This is a genomic window from Lysobacter firmicutimachus (genome assembly GCF_037027445.1).
GTDB lineage: Bacteria > Pseudomonadota > Gammaproteobacteria > Xanthomonadales > Xanthomonadaceae > Lysobacter > Lysobacter firmicutimachus.
Window position 1 is genome coordinate 1133983 of record NZ_JBANDL010000002.1, and the last position, 23818, is coordinate 1157800.

The 23818-nt window shown below is 70.0% G+C and carries 21 protein-coding genes; 17 read left to right on the forward strand and 4 right to left on the reverse strand.

Annotated features, from left to right (window positions below):
- The first annotated feature begins 158 nt into the window (after window positions 1–158).
- The 17 genes from purL to V2J18_RS04905 all read left to right on the forward strand — a co-directional run bounded on the left by purL (window position 159) and on the right by V2J18_RS04905 (window position 19998).
- Window positions 159–4187, forward strand: a complete 4029-nt coding sequence (gene purL / locus V2J18_RS04825) for a phosphoribosylformylglycinamidine synthase (RefSeq protein WP_336131207.1) — start codon at window positions 159–161, stop codon at window positions 4185–4187.
- A gap of 113 nt (window positions 4188–4300) precedes the next feature.
- Window positions 4301–4522 carry a hypothetical protein gene (locus V2J18_RS04830; RefSeq protein ID WP_336131208.1) on the forward strand — a complete coding sequence of 74 codons (222 nt, stop codon included), beginning with the start codon at window positions 4301–4303 and terminating at the stop codon, window positions 4520–4522.
- The gene (locus V2J18_RS04835; protein ID WP_336131209.1) at window positions 4522–5052 is read left to right on the forward strand and encodes a hypothetical protein; all 531 of its coding nucleotides are present in this window, start codon (window positions 4522–4524) and stop codon (window positions 5050–5052) included. Before V2J18_RS04830 ends, V2J18_RS04835 begins: the two co-directional genes overlap by 1 nt.
- Before the next feature lie 775 nt (window positions 5053–5827).
- Entirely contained in the window at window positions 5828–7543 is a 1716-nt protein-coding gene (gspE, locus tag V2J18_RS04840; RefSeq protein ID WP_064748876.1) for a type II secretion system ATPase GspE, read from the forward strand.
- A gap of 126 nt (window positions 7544–7669) precedes the next feature.
- Complete coding sequence (xpsF, locus tag V2J18_RS04845) at window positions 7670–8887, forward strand: type II secretion system protein XpsF (RefSeq protein WP_064748859.1); 1218 nt, start codon at window positions 7670–7672, stop codon at window positions 8885–8887.
- Between the two features lie 215 nt (window positions 8888–9102).
- A complete protein-coding gene (gene gspG / locus V2J18_RS04850; RefSeq protein WP_064748875.1) occupies window positions 9103–9537 on the forward strand; it encodes a type II secretion system major pseudopilin GspG in 435 nt (144 codons plus the stop codon).
- 146 nt (window positions 9538–9683) lie between these two features.
- Window positions 9684–10118 carry a type II secretion system protein XpsH gene (gene xpsH, locus V2J18_RS04855; protein ID WP_336131211.1) on the forward strand — a complete coding sequence of 145 codons (435 nt, stop codon included), beginning with the start codon at window positions 9684–9686 and terminating at the stop codon, window positions 10116–10118.
- Complete coding sequence (gene xpsI / locus V2J18_RS04860; RefSeq protein ID WP_064748858.1) at window positions 10115–10570, forward strand: type II secretion system protein XpsI; 456 nt, start codon at window positions 10115–10117, stop codon at window positions 10568–10570. The genes xpsH and xpsI overlap by 4 nt, the downstream gene beginning before the upstream one ends.
- On the forward strand, window positions 10567–11244 hold the full coding sequence (locus V2J18_RS04865) for a prepilin-type N-terminal cleavage/methylation domain-containing protein (protein ID WP_064748857.1): 678 nt from the start codon (window positions 10567–10569) through the stop codon (window positions 11242–11244). Before xpsI ends, V2J18_RS04865 begins: the two co-directional genes overlap by 4 nt.
- Window positions 11244–12230 (forward strand): type II secretion system minor pseudopilin, encoded by a 987-nt coding sequence (locus tag V2J18_RS04870; protein ID WP_079248255.1) that lies wholly within the window; start codon window positions 11244–11246, stop codon window positions 12228–12230. Before V2J18_RS04865 ends, V2J18_RS04870 begins: the two co-directional genes overlap by 1 nt.
- A complete protein-coding gene (locus V2J18_RS04875) occupies window positions 12227–13390 on the forward strand; it encodes a PilN domain-containing protein (protein ID WP_064748856.1) in 1164 nt (387 codons plus the stop codon). Before V2J18_RS04870 ends, V2J18_RS04875 begins: the two co-directional genes overlap by 4 nt.
- Window positions 13380–14051 carry a type II secretion system protein GspM gene (gspM, locus tag V2J18_RS04880; protein WP_064748855.1) on the forward strand — a complete coding sequence of 224 codons (672 nt, stop codon included), beginning with the start codon at window positions 13380–13382 and terminating at the stop codon, window positions 14049–14051. The genes V2J18_RS04875 and gspM overlap by 11 nt, the downstream gene beginning before the upstream one ends.
- Window positions 14041–14871, forward strand: a complete 831-nt coding sequence (locus V2J18_RS04885) for a hypothetical protein (protein ID WP_336131213.1) — start codon at window positions 14041–14043, stop codon at window positions 14869–14871. The genes gspM and V2J18_RS04885 overlap by 11 nt, the downstream gene beginning before the upstream one ends.
- Window positions 14872–14880: 9 nt before the next feature.
- Window positions 14881–17136, forward strand: a complete 2256-nt coding sequence (gene gspD, locus V2J18_RS04890) for a type II secretion system secretin GspD (RefSeq protein WP_075575194.1) — start codon at window positions 14881–14883, stop codon at window positions 17134–17136.
- A gap of 74 nt (window positions 17137–17210) precedes the next feature.
- Window positions 17211–18050 carry a glycosyltransferase gene (locus tag V2J18_RS04895; protein ID WP_336131214.1) on the forward strand — a complete coding sequence of 280 codons (840 nt, stop codon included), beginning with the start codon at window positions 17211–17213 and terminating at the stop codon, window positions 18048–18050.
- Window positions 18034–18945: a glycosyltransferase gene (locus V2J18_RS04900; protein ID WP_425605942.1), complete on the forward strand. Its 912-nt coding sequence runs from the start codon at window positions 18034–18036 to the stop codon at window positions 18943–18945. Before V2J18_RS04895 ends, V2J18_RS04900 begins: the two co-directional genes overlap by 17 nt.
- 159 nt (window positions 18946–19104) lie before the next feature.
- Entirely contained in the window at window positions 19105–19998 is an 894-nt protein-coding gene (locus tag V2J18_RS04905; protein WP_064748851.1) for a DUF1444 domain-containing protein, read from the forward strand.
- Here V2J18_RS04905 and pyrF read toward each other — a convergent pair.
- The 4 genes from pyrF to ettA all read right to left on the reverse strand — a co-directional run bounded on the left by pyrF (window position 19982) and on the right by ettA (window position 23643).
- A complete protein-coding gene (gene pyrF / locus V2J18_RS04910) occupies window positions 19982–20794 on the reverse strand; it encodes an orotidine-5'-phosphate decarboxylase (protein WP_064748850.1) in 813 nt (270 codons plus the stop codon). The genes V2J18_RS04905 and pyrF overlap by 17 nt on opposite strands.
- A 92-nt stretch (window positions 20795–20886) precedes the next feature.
- Window positions 20887–21624, reverse strand: coding sequence for a type I methionyl aminopeptidase (gene map / locus V2J18_RS04915; RefSeq protein ID WP_064748849.1), 738 nt, complete (start codon window positions 21622–21624; stop codon window positions 20887–20889).
- A 28-nt stretch (window positions 21625–21652) separates the two neighbouring features.
- Window positions 21653–21967 (reverse strand): hypothetical protein, encoded by a 315-nt coding sequence (locus V2J18_RS04920; protein WP_336131215.1) that lies wholly within the window; start codon window positions 21965–21967, stop codon window positions 21653–21655.
- Between the two features lie 14 nt (window positions 21968–21981).
- The gene (ettA, locus tag V2J18_RS04925) at window positions 21982–23643 is read right to left on the reverse strand and encodes an energy-dependent translational throttle protein EttA (RefSeq protein WP_064748848.1); all 1662 of its coding nucleotides are present in this window, start codon (window positions 23641–23643) and stop codon (window positions 21982–21984) included.
- Window positions 23644–23818 lie beyond the last annotated feature (175 nt).

Here is a 23818-nt window from a genome sequence, read left to right on the forward strand (position 1 = left end):
GCGGGAAGGGGCGCACGGGGCGGGCGGGCGAGGCCCGTGCGGAGCGGGGCGACCGGGTCGGCCGGCCGCCGCGGACGCCGGCCGAAGCCTGGAGCCGCCCGAGCCGGGCCGGCGTTTTGGTTACAATACCGGGCCCTGCGTTGCACGGTTCCCCGGACATGATCGTCCTCGAGGGCCCTTCGGCCCTGTCTTCGTTCCGCCGCGATCGGCTTCAAGCCCGCCTGCAAGTCATCCACCCCGATGTGCGTCTGCTCGATGCCTGGCCCGTGTATTGGGTCGAGCCCGAGGCCGGCGCCGCGCCCGACGATGCGACCCTGCGCCGCATCCTGCAGGCGCAGCCTGAGGCCGCCGCGCGCGCCGACGGCGCGGTCTCGCGCTACGTCACCCCGCGCCTGGGCACCTTGTCGCCCTGGGCCAGCAAGGCCACCGAGCTGCTGCGCGGCGCCGGGCAGCCGGTCAAGCGGGTCGAACGCGGCACCCGCTACGACCTCCTGGGCTGGCCGGCCGATGCCGCCACCCAGGGGGCGCTGGCCAAGGCCCTGCACGATCCGATGACCCAGTCGCTGCTGGACGCACGCGACGATGCCGCGGCGCTGTTCGCGGTGCCGGCGCGCGGCGAACTGGAACGCATCCCGCTGGATCGGCTGGAGGCCGCCAACGCCCGCCTCGGCCTGGCCCTGGCCGACGACGAAATCGCCTACCTGCGCGAGCGTTACGCCGCGCTCGGCCGCGAGCCGGCCGACGTCGAACTGATGATGTTCGCTCAGGCCAATTCCGAGCACTGCCGGCACAAGATCTTCAACGCCTCCTGGACCGTCGACGGCCGCGAACAACCGCTGTCGCTGTTCAAGATGATCAAGCACACCCATGCGCAAACGCCGGAGAACACTCTGTCGGCGTACAGCGACAACGCGGCGGTGGTCGAGGGCTATGCCGCGCGCCGGTTCCGGCCGCAGCCGGGCAGCCAGGCCTACGCGGCCGAGGCGGAAATCCCTTCGGCGTTCTGCATCAAGGTCGAAACCCACAATCATCCGACTGCGATCGCGCCGTTCCCCGGCGCCAGCACCGGCAACGGCGGCGAGATCCGCGACGAAGGCGCGACCGGCCGCGGCGGCCGGCCCAAGGCCGGCCTGTGCGGTTTCAGCGTCTCGCACCTGCGCATCCCGACCCTGCCGCAGCCCTGGGAAAGCCCGCGCGCGCTCAATCCGCGCATGGCCCCGGCGCTGGAAATCATGCTCGACGGCCCGATCGGCGCGGCCGCGTTCAACAACGAATTCGGCCGGCCGAACCTGACCGGCTACTTCCGCAGCTTCGAACTGGGCCAGGGCGAGATCGCCCGCGCCTACGACAAGCCGATCATGCTCGCCGGCGGTCTCGGCGCGATCGACCGGGTCCAGGTGGCCAAGCTCGGCCTCAGGCCGGGCCATGCGGTCATCGTGCTCGGCGGCCCGTCGATGCTGATCGGCCTCGGCGGCGGCGCGGCCAGCTCGGTCGCCTCCGGCGACAGCGCGGAGGAACTGGATTTCGCCAGCGTCCAGCGCGACAACCCGGAAATGGAGCGTCGCTGCCAGGAGGTGATCGACCGCTGCGTCGCGCTGGGCGAGGCCAACCCGATCGACAGCGCTCACGACGTCGGCGCCGGCGGTCTGTCCAACGCCATTCCCGAACTGCTGCACGACTCCGGCCTGGGCGGCGTGATCGACCTGGCCAAGGTGCCCAGCGACGACCCCTCGTTGTCGCCGATGCAGCTGTGGTGCAACGAATCGCAGGAGCGTTACGTGCTCGGCCTGCCGGCCGATCGCGTGGCCGACTTCGCCGCGATCTGCGAGCGCGAGCGTTGCCCGTTCGCGGTGGTCGGCTACGCCACCGCCGAAGAGCGGCTGGTGGTCGGCTACGGCGCTACCGTCGAGTCGGTGTACGGCGACGGTGCCGAGCCCGCGGCGGACTGGCCGATCGATCTGCCGATGGACGTGCTCTTCGGCAAGCCGCCGAAGATGCACCGCGACACCCGCCATCCGGCCGCAGCGCCGTGGCCGGCGCTGGACTGGGACGGGCTGGACCTGCACCAGGCCGGCTTGCGCGTGCTCGCGCACCCGACCGTGGCGGCGAAGAACTTCCTGGTCACCATCGGCGATCGCACCGTCGGCGGCCTGGTCGCGCGCGACCAGATGATCGGCCCCTGGCAGCTGCCGCTGGCCGACTGCGCGATCACCCTGAGCGGTTTCGACGGCTTTGTGGGCGAAGCGATGGCGCTCGGCGAGCGCACTCCGCTGGCCCTGCTCGATGCGGCCGCGGCGGCGCGCATGGCGGTCGGCGAAGCGATCACCAACCTGTGCGCGGCGCCGGTGGAATCGCTGAACCGGATCAAGCTGTCGGCGAACTGGATGGCCGCGGCCTCGCATCCGGGCGAAGACGCGTTGCTGTTCGACGCGGTCAAGGCGGTCGGCCTGGAGCTGTGCCCGGAGCTCGAGTTGAGCATCCCGGTCGGCAAGGATTCGCTGTCGATGCAGGCGCAATGGAGCGACGGGATTCGGGATTCGGGATTGGGGATTGGCAAGAGCGATTCCCCGGCGACCGATGCCGAATCCCGAATCTCCAATCCCCAATCCCATAAGTCGGTCTCGCCGGTGTCGCTGATCGTCAGCGCGTTCGCGCCGGTGGTCGACGTGCGCCAGCAGCTGACTCCGCTGCTGTCGCGCGAGGCCGAGACCGAGCTGTGGCTGATCGGCCTGGGCGCGGGCAAGCAGCGCCTCGGCGGCTCGGTGCTGGCCCAGGTGCATCCGGAGGCCGGCGCGGCCGACGGACTGCCCGCGTTCGCCGGCCTGCCCGGCGAGGGCGCGCGCTTCGACACCGGCGTGCCGGACCTCGACAGCCCGCAGCGCCTGCGCGATTTCTTCGAGCTGATCCGCGACGCGCGCGAGGCCGGCCTGCTGCTGGCTTACCACGACCGCAGCGACGGCGGCGCCTTCGCGACCCTGGCCGAAATGGCGTTCTGCTCGCGCCTGGGCCTGGACATCAGCCTCGACGGCTGGGGCGAAGACCCGTTCCGCACTCTGTTCAACGAAGAGCTGGGCGCGATCGTGCAGATCCACGACGAGGACCGCGCCGAGTTCGCCGACCTCATCGCCCGCCACGGCCTGATCGACTGCGCCCAGCGCATCGCCAAGCCGACCACCGCCGCTTCGGTGCGGGTCAAGGAGGACGGCAAGGTGCTGGTCGAGTGGCGCTGGGAAGAATTGTTCGACGCTTGGTGGTCGACCAGTCACGCGCTGCAGAAATTGCGCGACAACCCCGACTGCGCCGACGAGGAGCGCGCGATCGCGCGCGACTTCAACGCCCCGGGGCTGAAGCCGAAGCTGGGCTTCGACGCCAACGACGATATCGCCGCGCCGTTCGTCTCCCATGCCGTTCACATCGGCGGCGCGCGGCCCAAGGTCGCGATCCTGCGCGAGCAGGGCGTCAACGGCCAGATCGAAATGGCGGCGGCGTTCCACCAGGCCGGCTTCGAAGCCTACGACGTGCACATGAGCGACCTGATCGCCGGCCGCTTCCGGCTCGAAGACTTCAAGGGCTTCGCCGCCTGCGGCGGTTTCAGCTACGGCGACGTGCTCGGCGCAGGCCGCGGCTGGGCCACCAGCATCCTCGAGCGCAGCGCGCTGCGCGACGCCTTCGCCGCGTTCTTCGCCCGCGAAGACAGCTTTTCGCTCGGCGTCTGCAACGGCTGCCAGATGCTCGCCCAGCTCAAGCCGGTCGTGCCCGGCGCCGAGCACTGGCCGGTGTTCCTGCGCAACCGCAGCGAGCAGTTCGAAGCGCGCCTGGGCCTGCTGGAAGTGGTCGAGTCGCCGTCGCTGTTCCTGCGCGGCATGGCGGGCTCGCGCATCCCGGTCGCGGTCGCGCACGGCGAAGGCCGCGCCGACTTCGCCAGCGGCCTGGACCAGGCCGCGGCCAACGTCGCGCTGCGCTACGTCGACGGCGACGGCCGCGTCGCCGACCGTTACCCGCTCAACCCCAACGGCTCGCCCGACGGCATCGCCGGCCTGACCAGCGCCGACGGCCGCGCCACCATCCTGATGCCGCACCCCGAGCGCACCCTGCGCAGCGCCAACTTCAGCTGGGCGCCGAAGGACTGGAGCGGCGACTCGCCGTGGCTGCGGATGTTCCGCAACGCGCGGGTGTGGGTGGGCTGAGACCCGTACCGCATCGACGCAAGCCAAGACGGGCGCCCTGCAAGGCGCCCGTCTTCGTTGTACGGCGACATGATCGGCAGGCCGAACGCACCGCTGTCGAAAGAGGCGGCTGCATGCAGGACCCACCCGAGTCTATGCACGACAGGACGCTGAGCGGAACCGAAGCGGACTGGGGCGGCGCGACGGCGACGATTCGTCTTCTCGACCGCGACTCGTCGCCGGTGGTCTTGCTCGCCGAAGGGTTGCGCACTGCGGCGGCGCTCGGCACAAGCGCAGAGGACCGGCCGAGCGGTCTGCCCATCGTTGTTCGGGACGTTCCGGAGTGCGGAATGTGATGTCCGGCCTGGCGTTCGCCAGTGTCTTTTGCGAGCGCGCCCATCCCGATTTTCCGTTCCGGGATCGCAGCTGGATCGCGGTCGCGTTCGAAAGGAACGCCTACGACCGCACGTACATGCCGGAATGGTTCTTCAGGGCGGCATCGAAGCGCTTAGGCGACCGCGTAGCGCTGCTTGTGGCCGGCGATGGCTTCGCCGATGCGGGGCTTGCGGAGGTGTGCGCGCTGCCCTTCGCGTGGGAAGACTATCGTGAGTTTATGGCGCGGCCGCGGGCGTACTCGCTGGCGTATCGAATGACGGGCGCCGATGCGGCGTTCGGCTGCGTCGCAGACGCCGACATGACCGTGTTCGCGGGCGAGGCTGCACGGATGGAGGCGTTGCTGGCCGATGTGGGCGGGGCCGGGCGCTTGCTGGAACACATGCGGCAAGAGTTCCTGCTGGGCGACACGGGCGGCTATCCGGAAATGGATCTGTTCTTTCAGCGGCTGTTGTTTCCGTCGAAGCGCGAGGGCAGCGATGCCGGCGCTTGAGCCGTTCCGGCGGCGCCCGCATCGGTCATCGCAGGCTCGATGAAACCCGCGGCCTACGGGCCCAGAAGATGCGCCGCCGCAGGCGATCGACATGGCCGCCGGGGCGGCCGGAGGCAGAGGCTGCGACGGGCCGGACTGGCCGCAAGCGCCGTCGCCGCATGGCTCACGCGGCCTTTCGTTTCCTCACCGATTCCCCCGCGGGCGGGTCCGGCCTTTGAATCGCAACCGCCCGCAGCCCGTCAAACCGCGCGGCGTTCTGATTGAGCGAGCCTTTTCCCAGGGGCGGCTCCGGTGCCCGCCCCCGAAGCCGTCGAACCGGCGACGGCTACGCGCAGGGTCGCCGCCGGGCCCCGGCCGACGTCCGCGTCCGCGTCCGCGCCCGGCTTGCGAGAAGCCGGGCCGCCGCGATCGCCGGCCTGCGCACGAAGTCGGCCGGCCCGGATGGCGACGGTACGGTACGCAACGCAGACCCGGATTCGAGCGTCCGAAGGGCGTAGCATGAATCCGCTGTCGACGGCCGGTTTGTCCGGCGCGGAGGGCCTGTGAAGTGTGATGATCCGAGCAGTCCGATCGTGCCTGGCCGCCTGAATCCGAATACGTGCGACAACTCTCGCACACTCTGTGCGAACGCGCGGCCGGACACGCCGGCAAGGAACCGGAGCGGTCGCGCGCGGTCTGGTAGAGACCATGAGCGAAACTGCTAAAGTCCAGGGTTCACGCGCAGGAGGGTGACGTGAACGCAGTAGTGAACAGTGCCGGCGCGGGCGCCGGCGGGATCGCGGACGGCGTGGCCGAAGACGGTCAGGCCGCGGTCGATGCGCGCATCGTCGATGCGCTGCTCGCCAAGGGGCGGCTCAAGGAGCCGGATCTGGCGCGGGCGCGGCGCTTGCAGGAAGAGACCGGCGGCAGCCTGCTGGCCTTGCTTGCCCGGCTCGGCCTGGTGTCCGAGCGCGACCACGCCGAGACCGTGGCCGCGGTGCTCGGCCTGCCCTTGGTCAACGTCAAGGACGCGCCCGAGCTGCCGCCGGAAGGGGTCAGCCTGACGCCGAAATTCATGAAACAGTTCGCCGTCTGCCCGGTCGCCGAGAGCGAGGCGCGGGTCGACGTGCTGATGGCCGACCCGCAGGACGCCTATCAGGTCGACGCCCTGCGCCTGGCCACCGGCCGCGAGATCCGGCCGCTGGTCGGCTTGCGCTCGGAGGTCGGCGATCTGGTCGAGCGCTGGTACGGGCAGGGCCGCAGCGCCATGGGCGCGATCGTCGAGACCGCCGAGGGCGAAGGCGCCGGCGATCTGGACGATGTCGAACATCTGCGCGACCTGGCTTCGGAAGCGCCGGTGATCCGCCTGGTGAACCTGGTGATCCAGCGTGCGGTCGAGCTGCGCGCTTCGGACATCCATATCGAGCCGTTCGAGAACCGGCTCAAGGTGCGTTACCGCATCGACGGCGTGCTGGCCGAGGGCGAAAGCCCGCCGGCCAACCTGACCGCGGCGGTGATCAGCCGGATCAAGATCATGGCCAAGCTCAACATCGCCGAACGCCGCCTGCCGCAGGACGGCCGGATCATGCTGCGGGTGCAGGGCAAGGAACTCGACCTGCGCGTCAGCACCGTGCCGACCGCGCACGGCGAGTCGGTGGTGATGCGACTGCTCGACCGCGAAACGGTGGTGTTCGACTTCTACAAGCTCGGTTTCACCGACGAGTTCCTGCCGCAGTTCCAGAAGGTGCTGGACCTGCCGCACGGGATCATGCTGGTCACCGGCCCGACCGGTTCGGGCAAGACCACCACCCTGTACACCGCGCTGAGCAAGCTCAACACCAGCGACGTCAAGATCATCACCGTCGAGGACCCGGTCGAGTACCAGATCGAAGGCATCAACCAGATCCAGGCCAAGCCGCAGATCGGCCTGGACTTCGCCCATGCGCTGCGTTCGATCGTCCGCCAGGACCCGGACATCATCATGATCGGCGAAATGCGCGACCTGGAGACCTGCCGGATCGCGATCCAGTCGGCGCTGACCGGCCACCTGGTGCTGTCGACGCTGCACACCAACAACGCCGCCGGCGGCATCACCCGCCTGCTCGACATGGGAGTCGAGGACTACCTGCTGACTTCGACCATCAACGGCATCCTCGCCCAGCGCCTGGTGCGCCGGCTGGAGCCGACCCACGCCGAGAAGTACCCGGCCTCGCCGGAGGAAATCGACAAGTTCGGCCTGCGCCGTTACCAGCCCGAAGGCGAGATCTTCCTGTACCGCCCGCGCGGCTCGGCCCTGGCGCCGTCGGGCTACCTCGGCCGCACCACGATCATGGAGTTCCTGGTCATGAACGACGAACTGCGCCGCGCGGTGATGCGCCATGCCGGCATGGGCGAGATCGAACAGATCGCCCGCCAGGCCGGCATGCGCACCATGTACGAGGACGGCATCGTCAAGGCTCTGGCCGGCCAGACCACAATCGAGGAAGTGTTGCGTGTTACCGAAGATGGCTGATCGTTCGGGATTGGGGATTGGGGATTCGCAAAGCGGATCCACCCGACTCGATCGTCTTCGACCCCTCCCGCTTTTACTGATCCCTAATCCCTAATCCCTAATCCCTAATCTCCAATCCCGGCCTCCATGCCCCTCTACCACTACAAAGCCCTGAACGCGCGCGGCGAGCTGCTCGACGGCCAGATGGAGGCCGCGAGCAACGGCGAGGTGGTGCAGCGCCTGCAGGAGCAGGGGCATTTGCCGGTCGAGGCGAAGCTGGCTTCGGAGGCGGGCGCGGCTTCGTCGTGGAAGGGCTTGTTCAAACCCAAGCCGTTCACCGGCGCGCGGCTGGTGCAGTTCACCCAGCAGCTGTCGACCCTGCTCGGCGCCGGCCAGCCGCTGGACCGGGCGCTGACCATCTTGCTCGATCTGCCCGAGGACGAGGCGGCCAAGAGCACCGTCGCCGACATTCGCGACGCGGTGCGCGGCGGCACTTCGTTGTCGGTGGCGCTGGAACGCCAGCACGGCACGTTTTCGCGCCTGTACATCAACATGGTCCGTGCCGGCGAGGCCGGCGGCAATCTGCACGAGACCCTGGCCCGCCTCGACGATTACCTGGAACGCAGCCGCCAGTTGCAGGGGCGGGTGATCAACGCGCTGATCTATCCGGCGATCCTGCTGCTGATGGTCGGCGCCAGCCTGCTGTTCCTGCTCGGCTACGTGGTGCCGCAGTTCGGCGCGATGTACGAGAGCCTGGACGCCGAGCTGCCGATGTTCACCCAGGTGGTGCTGGCGCTGGGCCTGTTCGTGCGCGACTGGTGGATCGTGCTGATCGTCGCGCCGGCGCTGGCCTTGTGGTGGTTCGACCGCAAGCGCCGCGACCCCGCGTTCCGCGAGGCGCTCGACGCCTGGCTGCTCAAGCGCAAGTTCGTCGGCCCGCTGATCGGCAAGATCGAGACCGCGCGCCTGGCGCGCACGCTGGGCACCTTGGTGCGCAACGGCGTGCCGCTGATGACCGCGATCGGCATCGGCCGCAACGTGCTCGACAACCGCGTGCTCGCCGCCGACGTCGACGCGGCCGGCGAAGAGGTCAAGAACGGCGTGGCCTTGTCGACCGCGCTCGGCAAGGGCAAGCGTTTCCCGCGCCTGGCCCTGCAGATGATCCAGGTCGGCGAGGAGTCCGGCGCGCTGGATTCGATGCTGATCAAGACCGCCGAAACCTTCGAGCAGGACACCGGCATGGCCCTGGACCGGATGCTGGCGGCGCTGGTGCCGGTGGTGACGGTGGTGCTGGCCGGCATCGTCGCCACCGTGGTCATGGCGGTGCTGCTGCCGCTGTACGACCTGACCAACGCGATCGGGTGAGCATGAGCCGCCTCTCGCCCCTGCCATCCGCCGCCGCCTGGTTGAACGCCGGCTGTACCGATGCCGGCGAGCGCCGAACTTTGCAAATCCACGCGGAACACACTCCAGGGCGGCCCAGGCCGCCGGCTCGACCCCGCGGCCGCTGCCGGCGCGTTTGATACCCAGGCCGGCTCCGCGTTTTATTCAGCTACCACCACCTACGGATGACGATCGAAATGCGCAATCCCCGTTCGATGACCCGCTCCCCGTCCCCGGCCCGCCAGCGCGGCATGAGCCTGATCGAGATCATCATCGTGATCGTGCTGATCGGTGCGGTGCTCGCCTTCGTCGGCAACCGCGTGCTCGGCGGCAAGGACCGCGGCGACTACAACCTGGCCAAGGGCCAGATCCAGACCCTGGCCGGCAAGGTCGATTCGTTCCAGATGGACACCGGTCGCCTGCCGGGCTCGCTGGAAGAACTGGTCAAGCAGCCGGCCGACGCCAATGGGTGGCTCGGCCCCTACGCCAAGGATGCCGAACTCAAGGACCCGTGGGGCCATCCGATCGAGTACCGCCAGCCGGGCGAGAGCGGTCCCTACGATTTGGTCAGCTACGGCAAGGACGGCAAGGCCGGCGGCAGCAGCGTCGACGCCGACATCAAGAACAACTGAGTCCAGCGCTCATGACGCGCCTGCGGCATAGCCCTTCCCGCGCCGGAGGGCGCGGGAACGGGGCCGCGGCGCGCAGCGCCCCCGGCCGCGCCGGGCGGACTCAGCGCACGCCGGGTGCGGCCACGGTGCGCCGGACTTCGCGCGGCATGTCCTTGCTGGAGATGCTGCTGGTGATCGCGCTGATCGCCGCGATCGGCGTGCTGACCGTGGCCGCGCTCACCGGCGGCGTAGCCGGCATGCAGTTGCGTAGCGCGGCCAAGGAAATCGCCGCGCAGTTGCGCTTCACCCGCAGTCAGGCGATCGCCACCGGGCGGCCGCAGAAATTCACCCTCGACCCCTCCGCGCACACCTGGAGCGCGCCGAGCGGTCGCCGCGGCGAGATCCCGAAAAAAGTGCGGATCGTGTTCACCGGCGCGCGCGAAGTGCAGCCGCGCCGCGGCGAGGGCGCGATCGTGTTCTTCGCCGACGGCGCCTCCACCGGCGGCCGGGTGCAGTTGGCGGTCGAGCAAGCGGCGTGGAACGTCGATGTCGCCTGGCTGACCGGCGAGGTCAAGCTCAAGCGCAGCGAGGCGCGGCGATGAGCCGGTCGCGGCGAACGCGCGCCCTGCTGTCGCGGCCCGCGCGAACGCGCGGCTATACCCTGTTGGAAGTGATCGTCGCTTTCGCTCTGCTCGCCATGGCCTTGACCCTGTTGCTCGGCACCCTGTCCGGCGCCGCCCGCCAAGTGCGCTGGTCCAACGATGCCGGGCGCGCGGCGATGTACGCGCAGTCGCTGATGGACCAGGTCGGGGTCGGCCAGGCGCTCAAGCCGGGCCAGCGCAGCGGCGATTTCGAACAAGGGCGTTACCGCTGGACGCTGGGAGTGAAGCCATGGCGCGATCCGGCGCCGGCCTCGACCCAGCCGATCGATCCCAACGCGCTGCGGCTGATGGAAGTGCAGTTGGCGGTGGAGTGGGGCGACGGCGGTTCCGGCCGGCGGTTGATGCTGCGCAGCCTGCGCAGCGCGCCGCCGTCCAACGAGATTTCGCCATGAACGGCGCCGTCGTCCGCCCGCGCCTTGCGCCGCGCGCCGCTGCGCGCGGCTTCACCCTGATCGAAGTGCTGCTGGCGATGGTGTTGCTGGTGGCCGGGCTGACCCTGGCCTTCGCCACCTTGTCGGCGGCGACCAAGACCGCCGCGCGCGGCGAGTCCCTGGCCCAGCGCAGCGAACGCGAGCGCGCCGTGGTCGGGTTCCTGCGCAAGCGCATCGCCGCGACCCGTCCGATCCCGTTCGCCTTCGACCAGAGCACGGCGGTGCCGCAGCGCTTCGTCGGCGAGCCCGACCGTCTGCGCTTCGTCGCCGACCTGCCGGACTACCTCGGCCAGGGCGGGCCGTATCTGCACGATTTCGCGATCGAGAGCGACGGCGACCAGGCGCGCATGGTGCTGTCGCTGTCGATGGTGCTGGCCGGCGAGACCATCAAGGACCCGCAGCCGCGCCCGCCGGAGTTGCTGGTCGACGGACTGAAGTCGGCACGCTTCCGTTACCGTTCGATCGACCCGCAGCGCGGCGAACTCGGCGAATGGCAGGAGCGCTGGACCACGCCGGAGCAACTGCCGCTGTTCGTCGAGGCGACCTTCGTCGATCGCGACGGCCGCCGCTGGCCGCCGCTGATCGTGTCGCTGCCGTTGGCCACCGCCAGCGGCGGCTTCGTGCCGGAGTTGTGATGAGGACGGCGCGAGCGATCGGGACGACAACGCAAGGCATCGCGCGACGCGCGGCGCCGCTGCCGGCTTGCGCCGGCGAGCGCCGCGATCCGGCAACCGCGCCTGGACGCTCGCGTGGGGCGGCGCTGCTGTTGGTGCTGTGGCTGATCGCGCTGCTGACCGCGTTGATCGGCGCCTTCGCCCTCACCGCCCGCACCGAGAACCTGCAAGGACGGGTGATGGTGCGCGGCCTGGTGGCACAGAACGCAGCGCGCGCCGGCCTGGAGTACGCCATGACCCGGGTCGCGATGAACGACCCCAAGCTGCAGTGGCAGCCCGACGGCCGCCCGCATCGTTGGCGTTTCGGCGACGCGCAGCTGGAGATCGGCATCGTCGATGAGAACGGCAAGGTCGACCTCAATCAGGGCGACGCCACCGTGCTGGCCGGACTGATGCAGAGCGCCGGCGGACTGGAGCAGGCCGAGGCCGCGCGCCTGGCCGCGGCGATCATGGATTGGCGCGATGCCGATACCCTGACCCAGCCGGCCGGCGGCGCCGAAGACGCCGACTACGCCTCGGCCGGTCGTCCTTACGGCGCCAAGGATGCGGAGTTCGAAAGCGTGGCCGAACTCGAACAGGTGCTGGGCTTCACGCCGGCGCTGTACGAAAAGATCGAGCCGCATGTCACGGTTTACAGCGGCCGCACGCGGCCCGAACCTGCGTTCGCGTCCAAGGAAGTGCTCGATGCTATCGGCATGAATGGCACACAAATCGTCGAGCAACGGCGCAGAACGCAGCCCGGATCACAATTGCCCGGCGGCACCGGCGGCGGAGATCTTCCCGGTCTCGTCGGCGAACGCAGCGGCACCTATAGTATCGACAGCCGCGCCCGGCTAGCGGATGGCCGCGAAGCGGTGTTGCGAGCGGTCGTGCGGGCGGGGGGAGGTTCCATGCCCGGCATGGCCTACACGCCGCTGCGTTGGGAGGAGGGAGCTTCGTCACGATGAATGCGCAGGTTGCCGAGGGTCGGTCGGGCAATGACCGGTTGCGACGTCTCAGCGCCCGGTTCGCGCCGGGTGCGGGCGGCTTTTTCTCTTGGTGGGGGCGCACGCTGGCGTCGTGGCTGCCGTTGCGGACCCGTCAGGCGCTCGGCGTCGACCGCGGCCGTCTGTTGCTGCAGGTCGACGGCGACAGCGTGCATCTGCGCCTGCAACAGGCCGGCGAAGTGCGCGACCTGGCGGTGCTGCCGAGCCTGGCCGACCTGACCGCAGCGGCCGCGTCCGATCCGTTGGAACCGTTGCTGCCGCCGCGCGTGGCCGAGCTGCCGCGCTGGCTGTTGTTGCCGCCGGCGTCCAGTCTGCGCCGCCGCCTGAACCTGCCGGCCGCCGCCGCCGAGCGCTTGCGCGACGTGGTCGGCTTCGAGATCGACCGGCAAACGCCTTTCACCGCCGATGCAGTGGCCTACGACGCGCGCGTGCTGGCGCGCCGCGACGCCGACGGCCAGCTCGACGCCGAACTGGTCGCGGTGCCGCGCCAGGTGCTGGACCCGCAGCTGGCCGCGATCGGCCCGTTGGCGTCGACCCTGTCGGGGATCGAAGTCGCCGGCGCCGACGGCGCACCGCTCGGGGTCAATCTGCTGCCTCCGGCGCAGCGCAGCACCCGCAGCGATCCGTTCCGCTACTGGAATCTGGCCCTGGCCGCGGTCGCCGTGCTGGCCCTGGCCGCGGCTCTGTGGCAGGTGCTGGAGAACCGCCGCGAAGCGATCGCCGACCTCAAGCAGACCATTTCGCGCAACGCCGCCGGTGCGCGCCAGGCCGCGATCCAGCGCCAGGAACTGGTCGACCTGATCCAGGGCCAGGCCTTCCTCGACCGTACCCGCAAAGCGCGGCCCAGCACCGTCGAGGTGATCGACGAACTCAGCCGCCGCTTGCCCGACGGCACTTATCTGGAAAAACTCGCGATCGAAGACGAGAGCCTGCTGATGATCGGCCTCAGCGGCGAAGCCTCGGCGCTGATCGGCAAGCTGCAGGGCACGCCGCTGTGGCGTTCGCCGGCGCTGACCGGCGCGGTGCAACCGGACCCGGCGACCAATCGCGACCGCTTCACCCTGACCGCCGAGATCGGCCCGCCCAAACCGCAAAACCCGGAGGCCGCGCGTGGCCCGTAACTGGCGATCCCTCGGCGCGGACCGCGAACGCTGGCTGGCCCTGGGCCTGCTGCTGGCGACGCTCGCGGTCGCCTATGCGGTGCTGATCCACCCCTGGTGGACGGTGCCGATGATGGAAGCCGGCGACGAACTGTCCGACCTGCAGCAGCGCGAACTGCGCCAGCGCATGGAGTTGCGGCAGGCGCCGCAGATCCGCAACCGCCTGGACGAGGTGCGCAAGCGCCAGGCCGACCGCCCCGGCTTCCTGCCCGAGGCCACCGCCGAGCTGGCCACCGCCGGCCTGGTCCAGCGCCTGGAAACCGTGGTGCTGCAGGCCAGCCCGGGCAACCGCAGCTGCGGCATCGTCAACCGCTCGCCGCTGGCCGAGCCGCGCCGCGACCGCTACGCGCGGGTGGTGGTGCAGGTGCGCCTGCGCTGCGGCGCGCCGGAGACCGCGGCGGTGCTGCATTCGCTGGAAAGCGGGTCGCCACGGCTGTTCGTCGGCAACCTCAACCTGCTCTCCACCCGCGGCTACTTCGTGCCCGGCACCGCCGGCCCGGCCAACGACGGCGGCCTCGACGTGAGTTTCGACCTGTACGGTTACCTGCGTCCGGGCCCGGGCACGGCAGGCGCTGCCTCCGCCGCCACCAACACCGCTGCGGGGGACGCCGATGCGCCTTGACGACGCCAGCCCGCGCACCTGGTTGTTGGCCACCGTGGCCGGCTGGGCGCTGTTGTCCTGGGTGCTGGCCTTGGCCGGCATGGGCCGCAGCGTGGCTCAGCTAGACGAAGACCCGACCCTGATCAAGCCGCTGCCGCAATCGGGCAAGAGCGCTGCCGATTCGCTCGGCCCGCTGGCCAAGTACAGCGAGATCGCGGCGCGGCCGTTGTTCGTCGACGACCGCCGGCCGAAGCCGTTCTTCATGCAGGGCAAGGGCGAAGGCGAGAACCAGGCCGCCGCGTTCGACTACCTGCTGACCAGCGTGCTGATCACTCCGCAGCTGTCGATGGCCTTCCTGCAACCGGCCGACGGCAGCGAGTCGGTGCGGGTCAAGCTCGGCGAAGTGCCCGAATCGCACCCTGCCTGGCGGCTGACGTCGCTGGAACCGCGGCGGGCGGTGTTCGAGGGCCCCGAGGGGCGGCGCGAACTGGACCTGCGCGTGTTCAACGGCCAGGGCGGCGAACCGCCGACCCAGGTCGCCGGGCCCACGCCGGGCAGCGTGCCGGGCGCGGTGCCGCAGCCGGGCCGGCCGATCCCGCCGCCGCAACCGCCGCAGCCGGTGCCGCAACCCCAGCCGCAGCCGCAGCCGCCCAATCGCAGCGTGTCGCAGGTGCCGCCGCCGCAGCCGGTCAAACCGGCCGAGGCGGCGCCGAACGAAGCCAGCAACGCCGCGCCGCTGACCGAGCAGGCGCAAATGGAAGCCATCCGCAAGCGGATCGAGGCGCGACGCGCGCAATTGCGGCAGCAGCAAGCCGCTCAACCCCCGGCCAACACGCCGTAGAGTGAACGCATGAAGCTACGTCCCCAGCAATACGCCAGCAATGCCCTGGTCGCGGCGATCATCGCCACGCAATTGGCCTCGTGCGCCAGCGTGGTGTCGCCGCGCGTGCATCGCGACGGCGATCCGTCCGCCTTGCGCGGCAACCAGGCCGGCGAGTCCGCCGCCGACAGCGGCGTGCGCGTCACCCGCGACGGCGTGGTCCAGCAGCCGCTGGAGGCCAAGGCCGACGAGGAGGGACCGCAGGCGCAGATCCGCCGCGGCACCGGCCAGACCATCAACCGGCGCGCCGCTTCGGCGCCGCCGCCGGGGCTGGGCGCGACCAGCGGCAGCGCCACCTTCAACTTCGAAGGCGAGTCGGTGCACGCGGTGGCCAAGGCCATCCTCGGCGACATGCTCGGGCAGAACTACGTCATCGCGCCGGGCGTGCAGGGCACCGTGACCCTGGCCACGCCCAAGCCGGTCAGCGCCTCGGAAGCGCTGAACCTGCTGGAGATGGTGCTTAGCTGGAACAACGCGCGACTGGTCTACACCGGCGGTCGCTACAACATCGTGCCCTCCGACCAGGCCCTGGCCGGCAACGTCGCGCCCAGCACCGCCTCGCCGGCCGCCGCGCGCGGCTTCGAGGTGCGCACCGTGCCGCTGAAGTTCATCTCGGCCACCGAGATGGAGAAGATCCTCAAGCCCTACGCGCGGCCGAACGCGATCGTCAACGTCGACAATTCGCGCAACGTCATCACCGTCGGCGGCACCCGCGCCGAACTCGAGAACTACCTGCGCACGGTCGAGGTGTTCGACGTCGACTGGCTGTCGGGCATGTCGGTGGGCGTGTTCCCGCTGCAGTCGGGCAAGGCCACCAGGGTGGTGGCCGACCTGGAGAAGGTGTTCGGCGAGCAGAGCAAATCGCCGGTCTCGGGCATGTTCCGCTTCATGCCGCTGGAAGGCGCCAACGCGGTGATGGTGATCACCCCGCAGGCCGACTACCTGGACGACATCAAGGACTGGTTGGACCGGATCGACAGCGCCGGCGACAACGTCCAGCTGTACACGCGCGAACTCAAGTACATCAAGGCCAAGGATCTCGCCGACCGCTTGGCCGAGGTGTACGGCGCCGGCCGCAGCGGCGGCGGTGGCGGCGGCGACGGCGCGCCCTCGCTGATGCCGGGGCTGGAGTCGGTCGAGCTGCGCGACGGCGACGGCGGCTCCACCGCCGACATCGGCAAGAGCTCCAGCGATGGCGGTTCCAGCGGCGGCAGCAGCGGTGGCGGCCTGGGCAGCGGCATGTCGCTGGGCTCGCGCCAGGCCGGCAACGGCGCGGTGACGCTGGAAGTCGACGGCGCCAAGGTCGGCGTGGCCGCGGTCGAGGAAACCAATTCGATCCTGGTGCGCAGCAGCCCGCAGGCCTGGAAGTCGATCCGCGACGTGATCGACAAGCTCGACGTCATGCCGATGCAGGTGCACATCGAGGCCCAGGTCGCCGAGGTCGAGCTCAACAACGGCCTGGAGTACGGCGTGCAGTGGTTCCTCGAGCGCGCCACCATCGACAACGGCTTCGGCGACCTCAACCGCCGCACCAATCCGCTGGTGCCGTCGAAGTGGAGCACGATCGCCGGCAGCATCGGCGGCAAGAGCGGCGAGGGCCTGGCCTGGTCGCTGATCAAGAACAACGCCGCGGCGGTGCTGACCGCGTTGGACCAGGTCACCGACGTGCATATCCTGCAGACCCCGTCGGTGTTCGTGCGCAACAACGCCGAGGCCACCCTCAACGTCGGCACCCGCATCCCGATCGAGTCGGTGTCGGTCAACGCCGGCACCGGCAACAACAACACCTACAGCCAGGTGCAGTACCTGGACACCGGCGTAATCCTCAAGGTGCGGCCGCGGGTCAGCCGCGACGGCATGGTGTTCCTGGACATCGTCCAGGAGGTCAGCTCGGCCGGCAATCCGCTCAACGCCAACAGCAGCAACGTCGTCATCAACACCAAGAAGCTCAAGACCGAGGCGGCGGTGCAGAGCGGCGAGACGGTGCTGCTGGCGGGCCTGATCGCCGACCAGACCGACCGCGGCTCCAAGGGGCTGCCGGGGTTGAGCCGGATCCCGGTGGTCGGCGGTTTGTTCGGCCGGCAGAACTCCAAGACCACCCGCCGCGAAACCATCATCCTGCTGACCCCGACCCTGGTCCGCAATCCGATGGAGTCGCGCGAGCTGACCGACGAGTACAGCCGCCGCTTCCGCGCCATGGAGCCGCTGCAGCCGAAGAAGAAATAAGCGGCGCCCCTCCGGTGACGGCCCCGCGGCCGCACCGGCTGCGGGACCCTGGGGGTTCGTGATAGAACCGCGGCATGACAGAACTGCCCATCGTCGTGGTGCCGGTCGGGGTCGACGACGACGCGCTCGACGCCTGCCTGGCCGCGCTGGACCTGTGCACGCCGCCGGGCGCGCGGGTCTGGCTGGCCGACGATGCCCAGGCCGGGCCGCGCGGCTACGCCATCGTCGAACGCTGGCTGGCGCGCACCGCCTTGCGTGCCGACTACAGCCGGCGCCAGCGCAGCATCGGCGAGGTGGCGCATCTGGACGAAGTGCTCGGCGCCTGCGGCGAAGCCGACGTGGCGGTGCTCGCGGCCGACGCCGTGCCCGCGCCGGGCTGGCTGACGCGGCTGAGCGCCTGCTTCGCCGCCGACGGCGCGATCGCCACCGCCACGCCCTGGTGCAACGCCGGCGAAGCCGCGGCCTGGCCGCGCGTCGGCGAGATCGCGCCGCAACCGGACGGCGACGACGCCGACCGCCTGGCGCGCGCGCTGGCGCAGATGCCGGCGGCGCATCCGGAGCTGCCGGCGGCGGTCGGCCATGCGGTGCTGTTGCGCGGCAAGGCGCGGCGCCGCGCCGGCGGCCTGGACGCGGCCAGCTACGGCTCCTGGTACGCGGCGCTGACCGATCTGTCGCTGCGACTGGCCGGATTGGGGTGGCGCAACGTATTGTGCGACACCGCCTATGTCGCGCGCGGCGGCGAAGGCCGTCCCTGCGACGGCGACATGGAGGCCCTGGCCGTGCGCTGGCCGGACTGGCACCCGCGCCTGGCCCATTTCCTCATGCAGGACCCGCTGCGCGGGCTGCGCGAACAACTCGCCGAGCGCCTGGAACGCATCGGCCCACCGGAACCGCAACGTGATTTTTTCCTCTGAGCCCGATCCGTCCGTCCGCCCCGAAACCGCCTCGGGGGTCGGATTGGGCGCGGTCGTGGTCAGCTACCGCAGCGCCGCGACCATCGACGAGTGCCTGACCCGGCTGCGCAACGGTCGCGGCGTCGGCGCGATCCGTGTGGTCGACAACCAGTCCGACGACGGCACCCTGGAGATCGTCCAGCGCCACGCCTCGCTGGACCCGCGCGTGCGTTTCATCGCCAACCCCGACAATCCCGGCTTCTCGGTCGGTTGCAATCAGGGCGTGGCCGAGCTGGAACCGCCGCCGCCGGGGAGCCACTGCGGCTGGGTGGCGTTCGTCAATCCCGACTGCATGGTCGAGCCGGACACCTTGCAGCGCCTGCACGCCGCCGCGGCCTCGCTCGGCGAGGCCCTGGTCAGCGCTGACCTGGTCAGCGAAGACGGCGAGCGCGATGCCGCGGTGCGCCGGCGCGATCCCGATTTCGGTGCGATGCTCGGCGGCCTGCTGCGCCCGTGGGCGGCGCCCAAGCTGGCGATCGCGCCCGACGACACGGCGGTACTGCAGCGGGTCGAGGCGACCTCGGGCGCCTTGATGCTGATGCCGCGCCGGCTGTTCGAGCGCATTGGCGGCTTCGACGAAGGGTATCGCCTGCACGCCGAGGACCTGGACCTGTGCCGGCGGGTGCGCCAGGCCGGCGCCGAGGTCGCGGTCGCCAACGGCGTGCGCGTGGTGCACGTGCGCGGCGTGTCCAGCCGTTCGCGGCCGTTCTTCGTCGAATGGCACAAGCACCGCGGGCTGTGGCGCTACTTCTGCAAGTTCGAGGCGCCGCGGCGCGGCGCGGCGATGCGCGCCGGGGTGTTCGCGGCGATCTGGCTGCGCTTCCCGATCGCGGCCTTGCGCGCCTGGTTGCGCTGAGCGTCGGCCGGGCAGGGCGGGCCGCGCCGGCCCGCGGCCTCGCCCCGCGGCGCGCGTCTCCGACGGCCTGTGCCGTCAGTCGGAAAACCGCGGCGGCGGCGATTGCGCCTGTCACATGCGCCGTATAGTCCGGGGACGCTGGCCCACAGGGGGTAGGTCATGTCGTTGTTCAGCAAGCTGTTCGGCGGCAGGCGCGAGGCTGCGCAACGCGCCGAGCCGATGGATCTGGTGGCGTTCGCCGAACGCTACGCGCAGGCGATACGCGCGGCCTGGCCCGAGGCCACGGTCGCGATCTCGCACGGCGCCGGCGCGGCCGACGCCAAAATCGACTGGCGCCTGCCGGACGGGTTTCAGGCCACCCATTTCCTCGGCAACAGTTACCAGCGTTACCTCGATGCGCCGGACGAGCCGGAAGCGGTGTTCGCCGATCAGATCGCTTCGGCGCGCGAGCTGCAGCTCGGCATCGGCCGCGGCAGCGACGCGGCGCGCTCGGCCATCCTGCCGGTGCTCAAGACTCGCGGCTGGCACGAGATCGCCTTGCAGCAGACTCGCTCGATGGGCATCCGCAACGCGATGCCGTTCATCGTCGAGCCGCTGGCCGGCGACCTGGTGCTGACCTATGTCGAGGACTCGCCGGATTCGATGAGTTATCTCTCGCCGGCCGAGGCCGAACGCCGCGGCCTCGATGCGCAGGCCCTGCGCGCGCAGGCGCTGGAGAACCTGACCCGGTTCCTGCCCGAACTGGACGTGCAGGGCGGCGGCGGCCGCTACGCCGCGCGCCTGGACCGCAACTACGACGCCAGCATGGTGCTGCTGTTCGAACACTGGCGCGACCGCCTGGAGATACGCGGCGAGCCGGTGTTCGCGATCGCCGCGCGCGACGAGCTGATGGTCTGCGGCAGCGAGGACGCCGACAGCCTGGCCTCATTGCAGGACGTGGCCGGCGAAATCGTCCAGTCCTCGGCCTACAACCTGTCGCCGCGGCTGTACGTGCACCGCGACGGGCGGCTGCACGAATTCGCCGGCGCGCAAGCGCTCAGCGATAGCGGTTGATCTGATCGCGCAGCTCGCGCGCAGCGGCCGCGGCGGCGGCCGCGTAGTCGTCGCCGGAAGAGGCGTACAGGATCGCACGCGAGCTGCTGACCATCAGGCCGCTGCCGTCGGCGGTCTTGGCGTTGCTCACCACCGCTTCGACGTCGCCGCCCTGGGCGCCGACGCCGGGCACCAGGAACGGCATCTCGCCTACGATCGCGCGCACTTCGCGCAACTGCGCCGGCCAGGTCGCGCCGACCACCAGCGCGCAATTTCCGTGCCCGTTCCACTCGCGCGCGACCTTCTCGGCGACGCGCTGGTACAGCGGGCGTCCGTCGACGATCAGATCCTGCAGATCGCCGGCGCCGGGGTTGGAGGTGCGGCACAGCACCACCACGCCGCGCTCGGCGCGGTCGAGGAAGGGCTGCACCGAATCGCGCCCGAGATACGGGTTGGCGGTGACCGCATCGGCGCGGTACCGGTCGAAGGCCTCGGCGGCGTAATGCTGTGCGGTGCTGCCGATGTCGCCGCGCTTGCTGTCCAGGATCACCGGAATGCCCGGATGCGCGGCGTGGATGTGTTCGATCAGCCGGTTCAGCGCCGCTTCGGCGCCGAGCGCGGCGAAGTGGGCGATCTGCGGCTTGAACGCGCAGGCGTATTCGGCGGTGGCGTCGACGATGTCGCGGTTGAAGGCGAACACCGCATCGGCGTCGCCGGCGAAACGCGCCGGAAACCGCGTCGGCTCCGGGTCCAGCCCCACGCAGACCAGGGTGCCGGCCTGCTGCCAGCGGTTGCGCAACGTCTGCATGAAGTTCATGGCGATCAAGTCCTATTCCAATGCAAGTTCAAACAACGAAAACCCGGCCCCGGCTTTTCCGAATCCCGAATCCCGAATCCCCATCCCGGCCTTCAAGTCACCACGATCGGTTCGCCCGAAGTCACCACCACGGTGTGCTCGAATTGCGCGGCGAAGCCGCGCCGGCACAGCATCGACCAGCCGTCTTCGCCTTCTTCGGTGCGGGTGGTGTGGGTGGCCAGGAACGGTTCGATCGTAATCACCATGCCCTCGTGCAGGCGGCGGGTGTCGCGCGGATCGTAGTAGCCGGGGATGTTGCCCGGCGCTTCGTGCAAGGCGCGGCCGACGCCGTGGCTGCCGAGGTTGCGGATCACCTTGAAACCGCGCCGGGCCGCGACCGATTCGACCGTGCGGCCGATGCTGTTGATCGGCTGGCCGGCGCGCAACTGCGCGATCGCGGCGTCGCGCGCCTCGCGGGTGGCATCGAGCAGCTTCTGCTGCGCGGCGCTGGCCTGGCCGACCACGAAGCTGCCGCCGGTGTCGGCGAAATAGCCGTCCAGTTCGGCGGAGACGTCGATGTTCACCAGGTCGCCCTCGCGCAGCACGCTGAGGTCGGGAATGCCGTGCGCGGCGACCTGGTTGATGCTGATGCAGGTGGCGCCGGGAAAATCGTAGGTCAGCTGCGGCGCCGATCGCGCGCCGGCCTCGCGCAGCATCGCCGCGCCGATCGCGTCGAGATCGCGCGATACCGCGCCGGGCACGGCGGCCTCGCGCATGGCCGCCAGGATCGAGGCGACCAGCGAGCCTGCGCGGCGCAGGCCTTCGAGTTCGAATGCGTGCAGTACGGTCATGTCGATGCTCCCATGCCGATGGCCGCGATCAACGCGGCGGCGATTGAGGGGGAATCAAGTCGGACTCATGGCGAACGCCGTCGTCGTCGATGTCCAGGTACCAACGTCGGCCGACAGGCCAGGGAGACGGCACGACCGTTCCGGTAGCGAACAGGCGATCGGGACGGCCGTCTTCGTCCGTATCTTCATCGAAGACGGTCAGCACCATCCCTTCGGTGAACACGACGGTCCGGCCTTGGACGTCCAAGGCCGCTCCGTCGTCGCCGCAGTGCAGCGGCAACAAATTGGGCCTCAGCATGCCGTTGAAGTCGCCGTTGTTCAGCCAGCGCTCGAACGGTTGCATGCCGAAGCTCCTTCTTACTTCAGCGCCTTGAAGCGCAGGCGATGCGGCTTGGCGCCTTCTTCGCCCAGGCGGCGCTTCTTGTCCTCTTCGTACTCGCGGTAGTTGCCCTGGAAGAATTCGACGTGCGAGTCGCCTTCGAAGGCCAGGATGTGGGTCGCGATGCGGTCGAGGAACCAGCGGTCGTGCGAGATCACGAAGGCGTTGCCCGGGAATTCGAGCAGGGCGTCTTCCAGCGCGCGCAGGGTTTCCACGTCGAGGTCGTTGGACGGTTCGTCGAGCAGCAGCACGTTGCCGCCCTGCAGCAGGGTCTTGGCCAGGTGCAGACGGCCGCGTTCGCCGCCCGACAGGCTGCCGACCATCTTCTGCTGGTCCTGGCCCTTGAAGTTGAAGCGGCCGATGTAGGCCCGCGACTGGATCTCGATGCCGTTGATGTTGAGGATGTCCAGGCCGCCGGACACTTCGTGGAAGACGTTGTGGTTGCCTTCCAGCTTGTCGCGGCTCTGGTCGACGTAGGCCAGGTTGACGGTTGGGCCCATGTCGATCTCGCCCGAGTCCGGCTTCTCCTGGCCAATGATCATCTTGAACAGGGTCGACTTGCCGGCGCCGTTGGGGCCGATGATGCCGACGATCGCGCCCGGCGGCACGACGAAGCTGAGGTCGTCGATCAGCAGGCGGTCGCCGAACTTCTTCGACACGTTCTTGAACTCCATCACCTTGCTGCCCAGGCGCTCGCCCGGCGGGATGAAGATTTCGTTGGTTTCCTGGCGGCGCTGGTAATCGACCGCCTGCAGCTCTTCGATCCGGGCCAGGCGCGCCTTGCCCTTGGAGCGGCCGCCCTTGGCGTTCTGCCGCGCCCACTCCAGTTCCTTCTGGATCGCCTTCTGGCGCGCCTTTTCCTGGTTCTCTTCCTGCTTCAGGCGCTCGTCCTTCTGCACCAGCCACTCGGTGTAGTTGCCCTTCCACGGAATGCCGCGGCCGCGGTCGAGCTCGAGGATCCACTCGGCGGCGTTGTCGAGGAAGTAGCGATCGTGGGTGACCGCCACCACGGTGCCGGTGTAGCGGGCCAGGAACTGTTCCAGCCATTCGACCGATTCGGCGTCGAGGTGGTTGGTCGGTTCGTCGAGCAGCAGCATGTCCGGCTTCTGCAGCAGCAGGCGGCACAGCGCGACGCGGCGCTTCTCGCCGCCCGACAGCTTGCCGACCACCGCATCCCACGGCGGCAGGCGCAGCGCGTCGGCGGCGACTTCGAGCTGGTTTTCCAGGGTGTGGGCGTCGCCGGCGGCGAGAATCGCCTCCAGCCGCTCCTGTTCCTTGGCCAGGGCGTCGAAGTCGGCGCCTTCCTCGGCGTAGGCGGCGTACACCGCTTCCAGCGCGGCCTGGGCGTTGAGCACTTCGCCCACGCCTTCCTCGACCGCTTCGCGCACGGTCTTTTCCGGGTCGATCTGCGGTTCCTGCGGCAGGTAGCCGACCTTGATGCCGGTGGCCGGGCGCGCTTCGCCGGTGAAGTCGGTGTCGACGCCGGCCATGATCTTGAGCACGGTGGACTTGCCGGCGCCGTTGAGGCCGAGCAGGCCGATCTTGGCGCCCGGGAAGAACGACAGCGAAATGTCCTTGATGATCTGACGCTTCGGCGGCACGGTCTTGCTGACGCCGTTCATGGTGTAGATGTATTGCATGCAGACTCCGAAGCAGAGGCGCGCGCCGAGCCCGGCCGGAACGGCCGGAAGGCGGGGCGGGGGGCGTTGCGAATAGCCGATTATCCCGCAGCCGGGGGGCGGGTTCCAGCGCGGGGCCTTGCGGGCAGGTGAACCTGCGGGCGCCGGGCCGCAGGGGCGGGCGGCGCAAGCCCGG

What these genes read in the sequence shown, in the direction of transcription:
- xpsF (WP_064748859.1), top strand. Translation starts at nt 7,670, where the DNA reads ATGCCCCTCTACCACTACAAAGCCCTGAACGCGCGCGGCGAGCTGCTC.
- map (WP_064748849.1), bottom strand. Translation starts at nt 21,624, where the DNA reads ATGACCGTACTGCACGCATTCGAACTCGAAGGCCTGCGCCGCGCAGGC.
- V2J18_RS04895 (WP_336131214.1), top strand. Translation starts at nt 17,211, where the DNA reads ATGACAGAACTGCCCATCGTCGTGGTGCCGGTCGGGGTCGACGACGAC.
- purL (WP_336131207.1), top strand. Translation starts at nt 159, where the DNA reads ATGATCGTCCTCGAGGGCCCTTCGGCCCTGTCTTCGTTCCGCCGCGAT.
- V2J18_RS04830 (WP_336131208.1), top strand. Translation starts at nt 4,301, where the DNA reads ATGCAGGACCCACCCGAGTCTATGCACGACAGGACGCTGAGCGGAACC.
- V2J18_RS04865 (WP_064748857.1), top strand. Translation starts at nt 10,567, where the DNA reads ATGAACGGCGCCGTCGTCCGCCCGCGCCTTGCGCCGCGCGCCGCTGCG.
- V2J18_RS04835 (WP_336131209.1), top strand. Translation starts at nt 4,522, where the DNA reads ATGTCCGGCCTGGCGTTCGCCAGTGTCTTTTGCGAGCGCGCCCATCCC.
- xpsI (WP_064748858.1), top strand. Translation starts at nt 10,115, where the DNA reads ATGAGCCGGTCGCGGCGAACGCGCGCCCTGCTGTCGCGGCCCGCGCGA.
- ettA (WP_064748848.1), bottom strand. Translation starts at nt 23,643, where the DNA reads ATGCAATACATCTACACCATGAACGGCGTCAGCAAGACCGTGCCGCCG.
- V2J18_RS04920 (WP_336131215.1), bottom strand. Translation starts at nt 21,967, where the DNA reads ATGCAACCGTTCGAGCGCTGGCTGAACAACGGCGACTTCAACGGCATG.
- pyrF (WP_064748850.1), bottom strand. Translation starts at nt 20,794, where the DNA reads ATGAACTTCATGCAGACGTTGCGCAACCGCTGGCAGCAGGCCGGCACC.
- V2J18_RS04885 (WP_336131213.1), top strand. Translation starts at nt 14,041, where the DNA reads ATGCGCCTTGACGACGCCAGCCCGCGCACCTGGTTGTTGGCCACCGTG.
- V2J18_RS04905 (WP_064748851.1), top strand. Translation starts at nt 19,105, where the DNA reads ATGTCGTTGTTCAGCAAGCTGTTCGGCGGCAGGCGCGAGGCTGCGCAA.
- xpsH (WP_336131211.1), top strand. Translation starts at nt 9,684, where the DNA reads ATGTCCTTGCTGGAGATGCTGCTGGTGATCGCGCTGATCGCCGCGATC.
- V2J18_RS04875 (WP_064748856.1), top strand. Translation starts at nt 12,227, where the DNA reads ATGAATGCGCAGGTTGCCGAGGGTCGGTCGGGCAATGACCGGTTGCGA.
- V2J18_RS04870 (WP_079248255.1), top strand. Translation starts at nt 11,244, where the DNA reads ATGAGGACGGCGCGAGCGATCGGGACGACAACGCAAGGCATCGCGCGA.
- gspD (WP_075575194.1), top strand. Translation starts at nt 14,881, where the DNA reads ATGAAGCTACGTCCCCAGCAATACGCCAGCAATGCCCTGGTCGCGGCG.
- gspG (WP_064748875.1), top strand. Translation starts at nt 9,103, where the DNA reads ATGCGCAATCCCCGTTCGATGACCCGCTCCCCGTCCCCGGCCCGCCAG.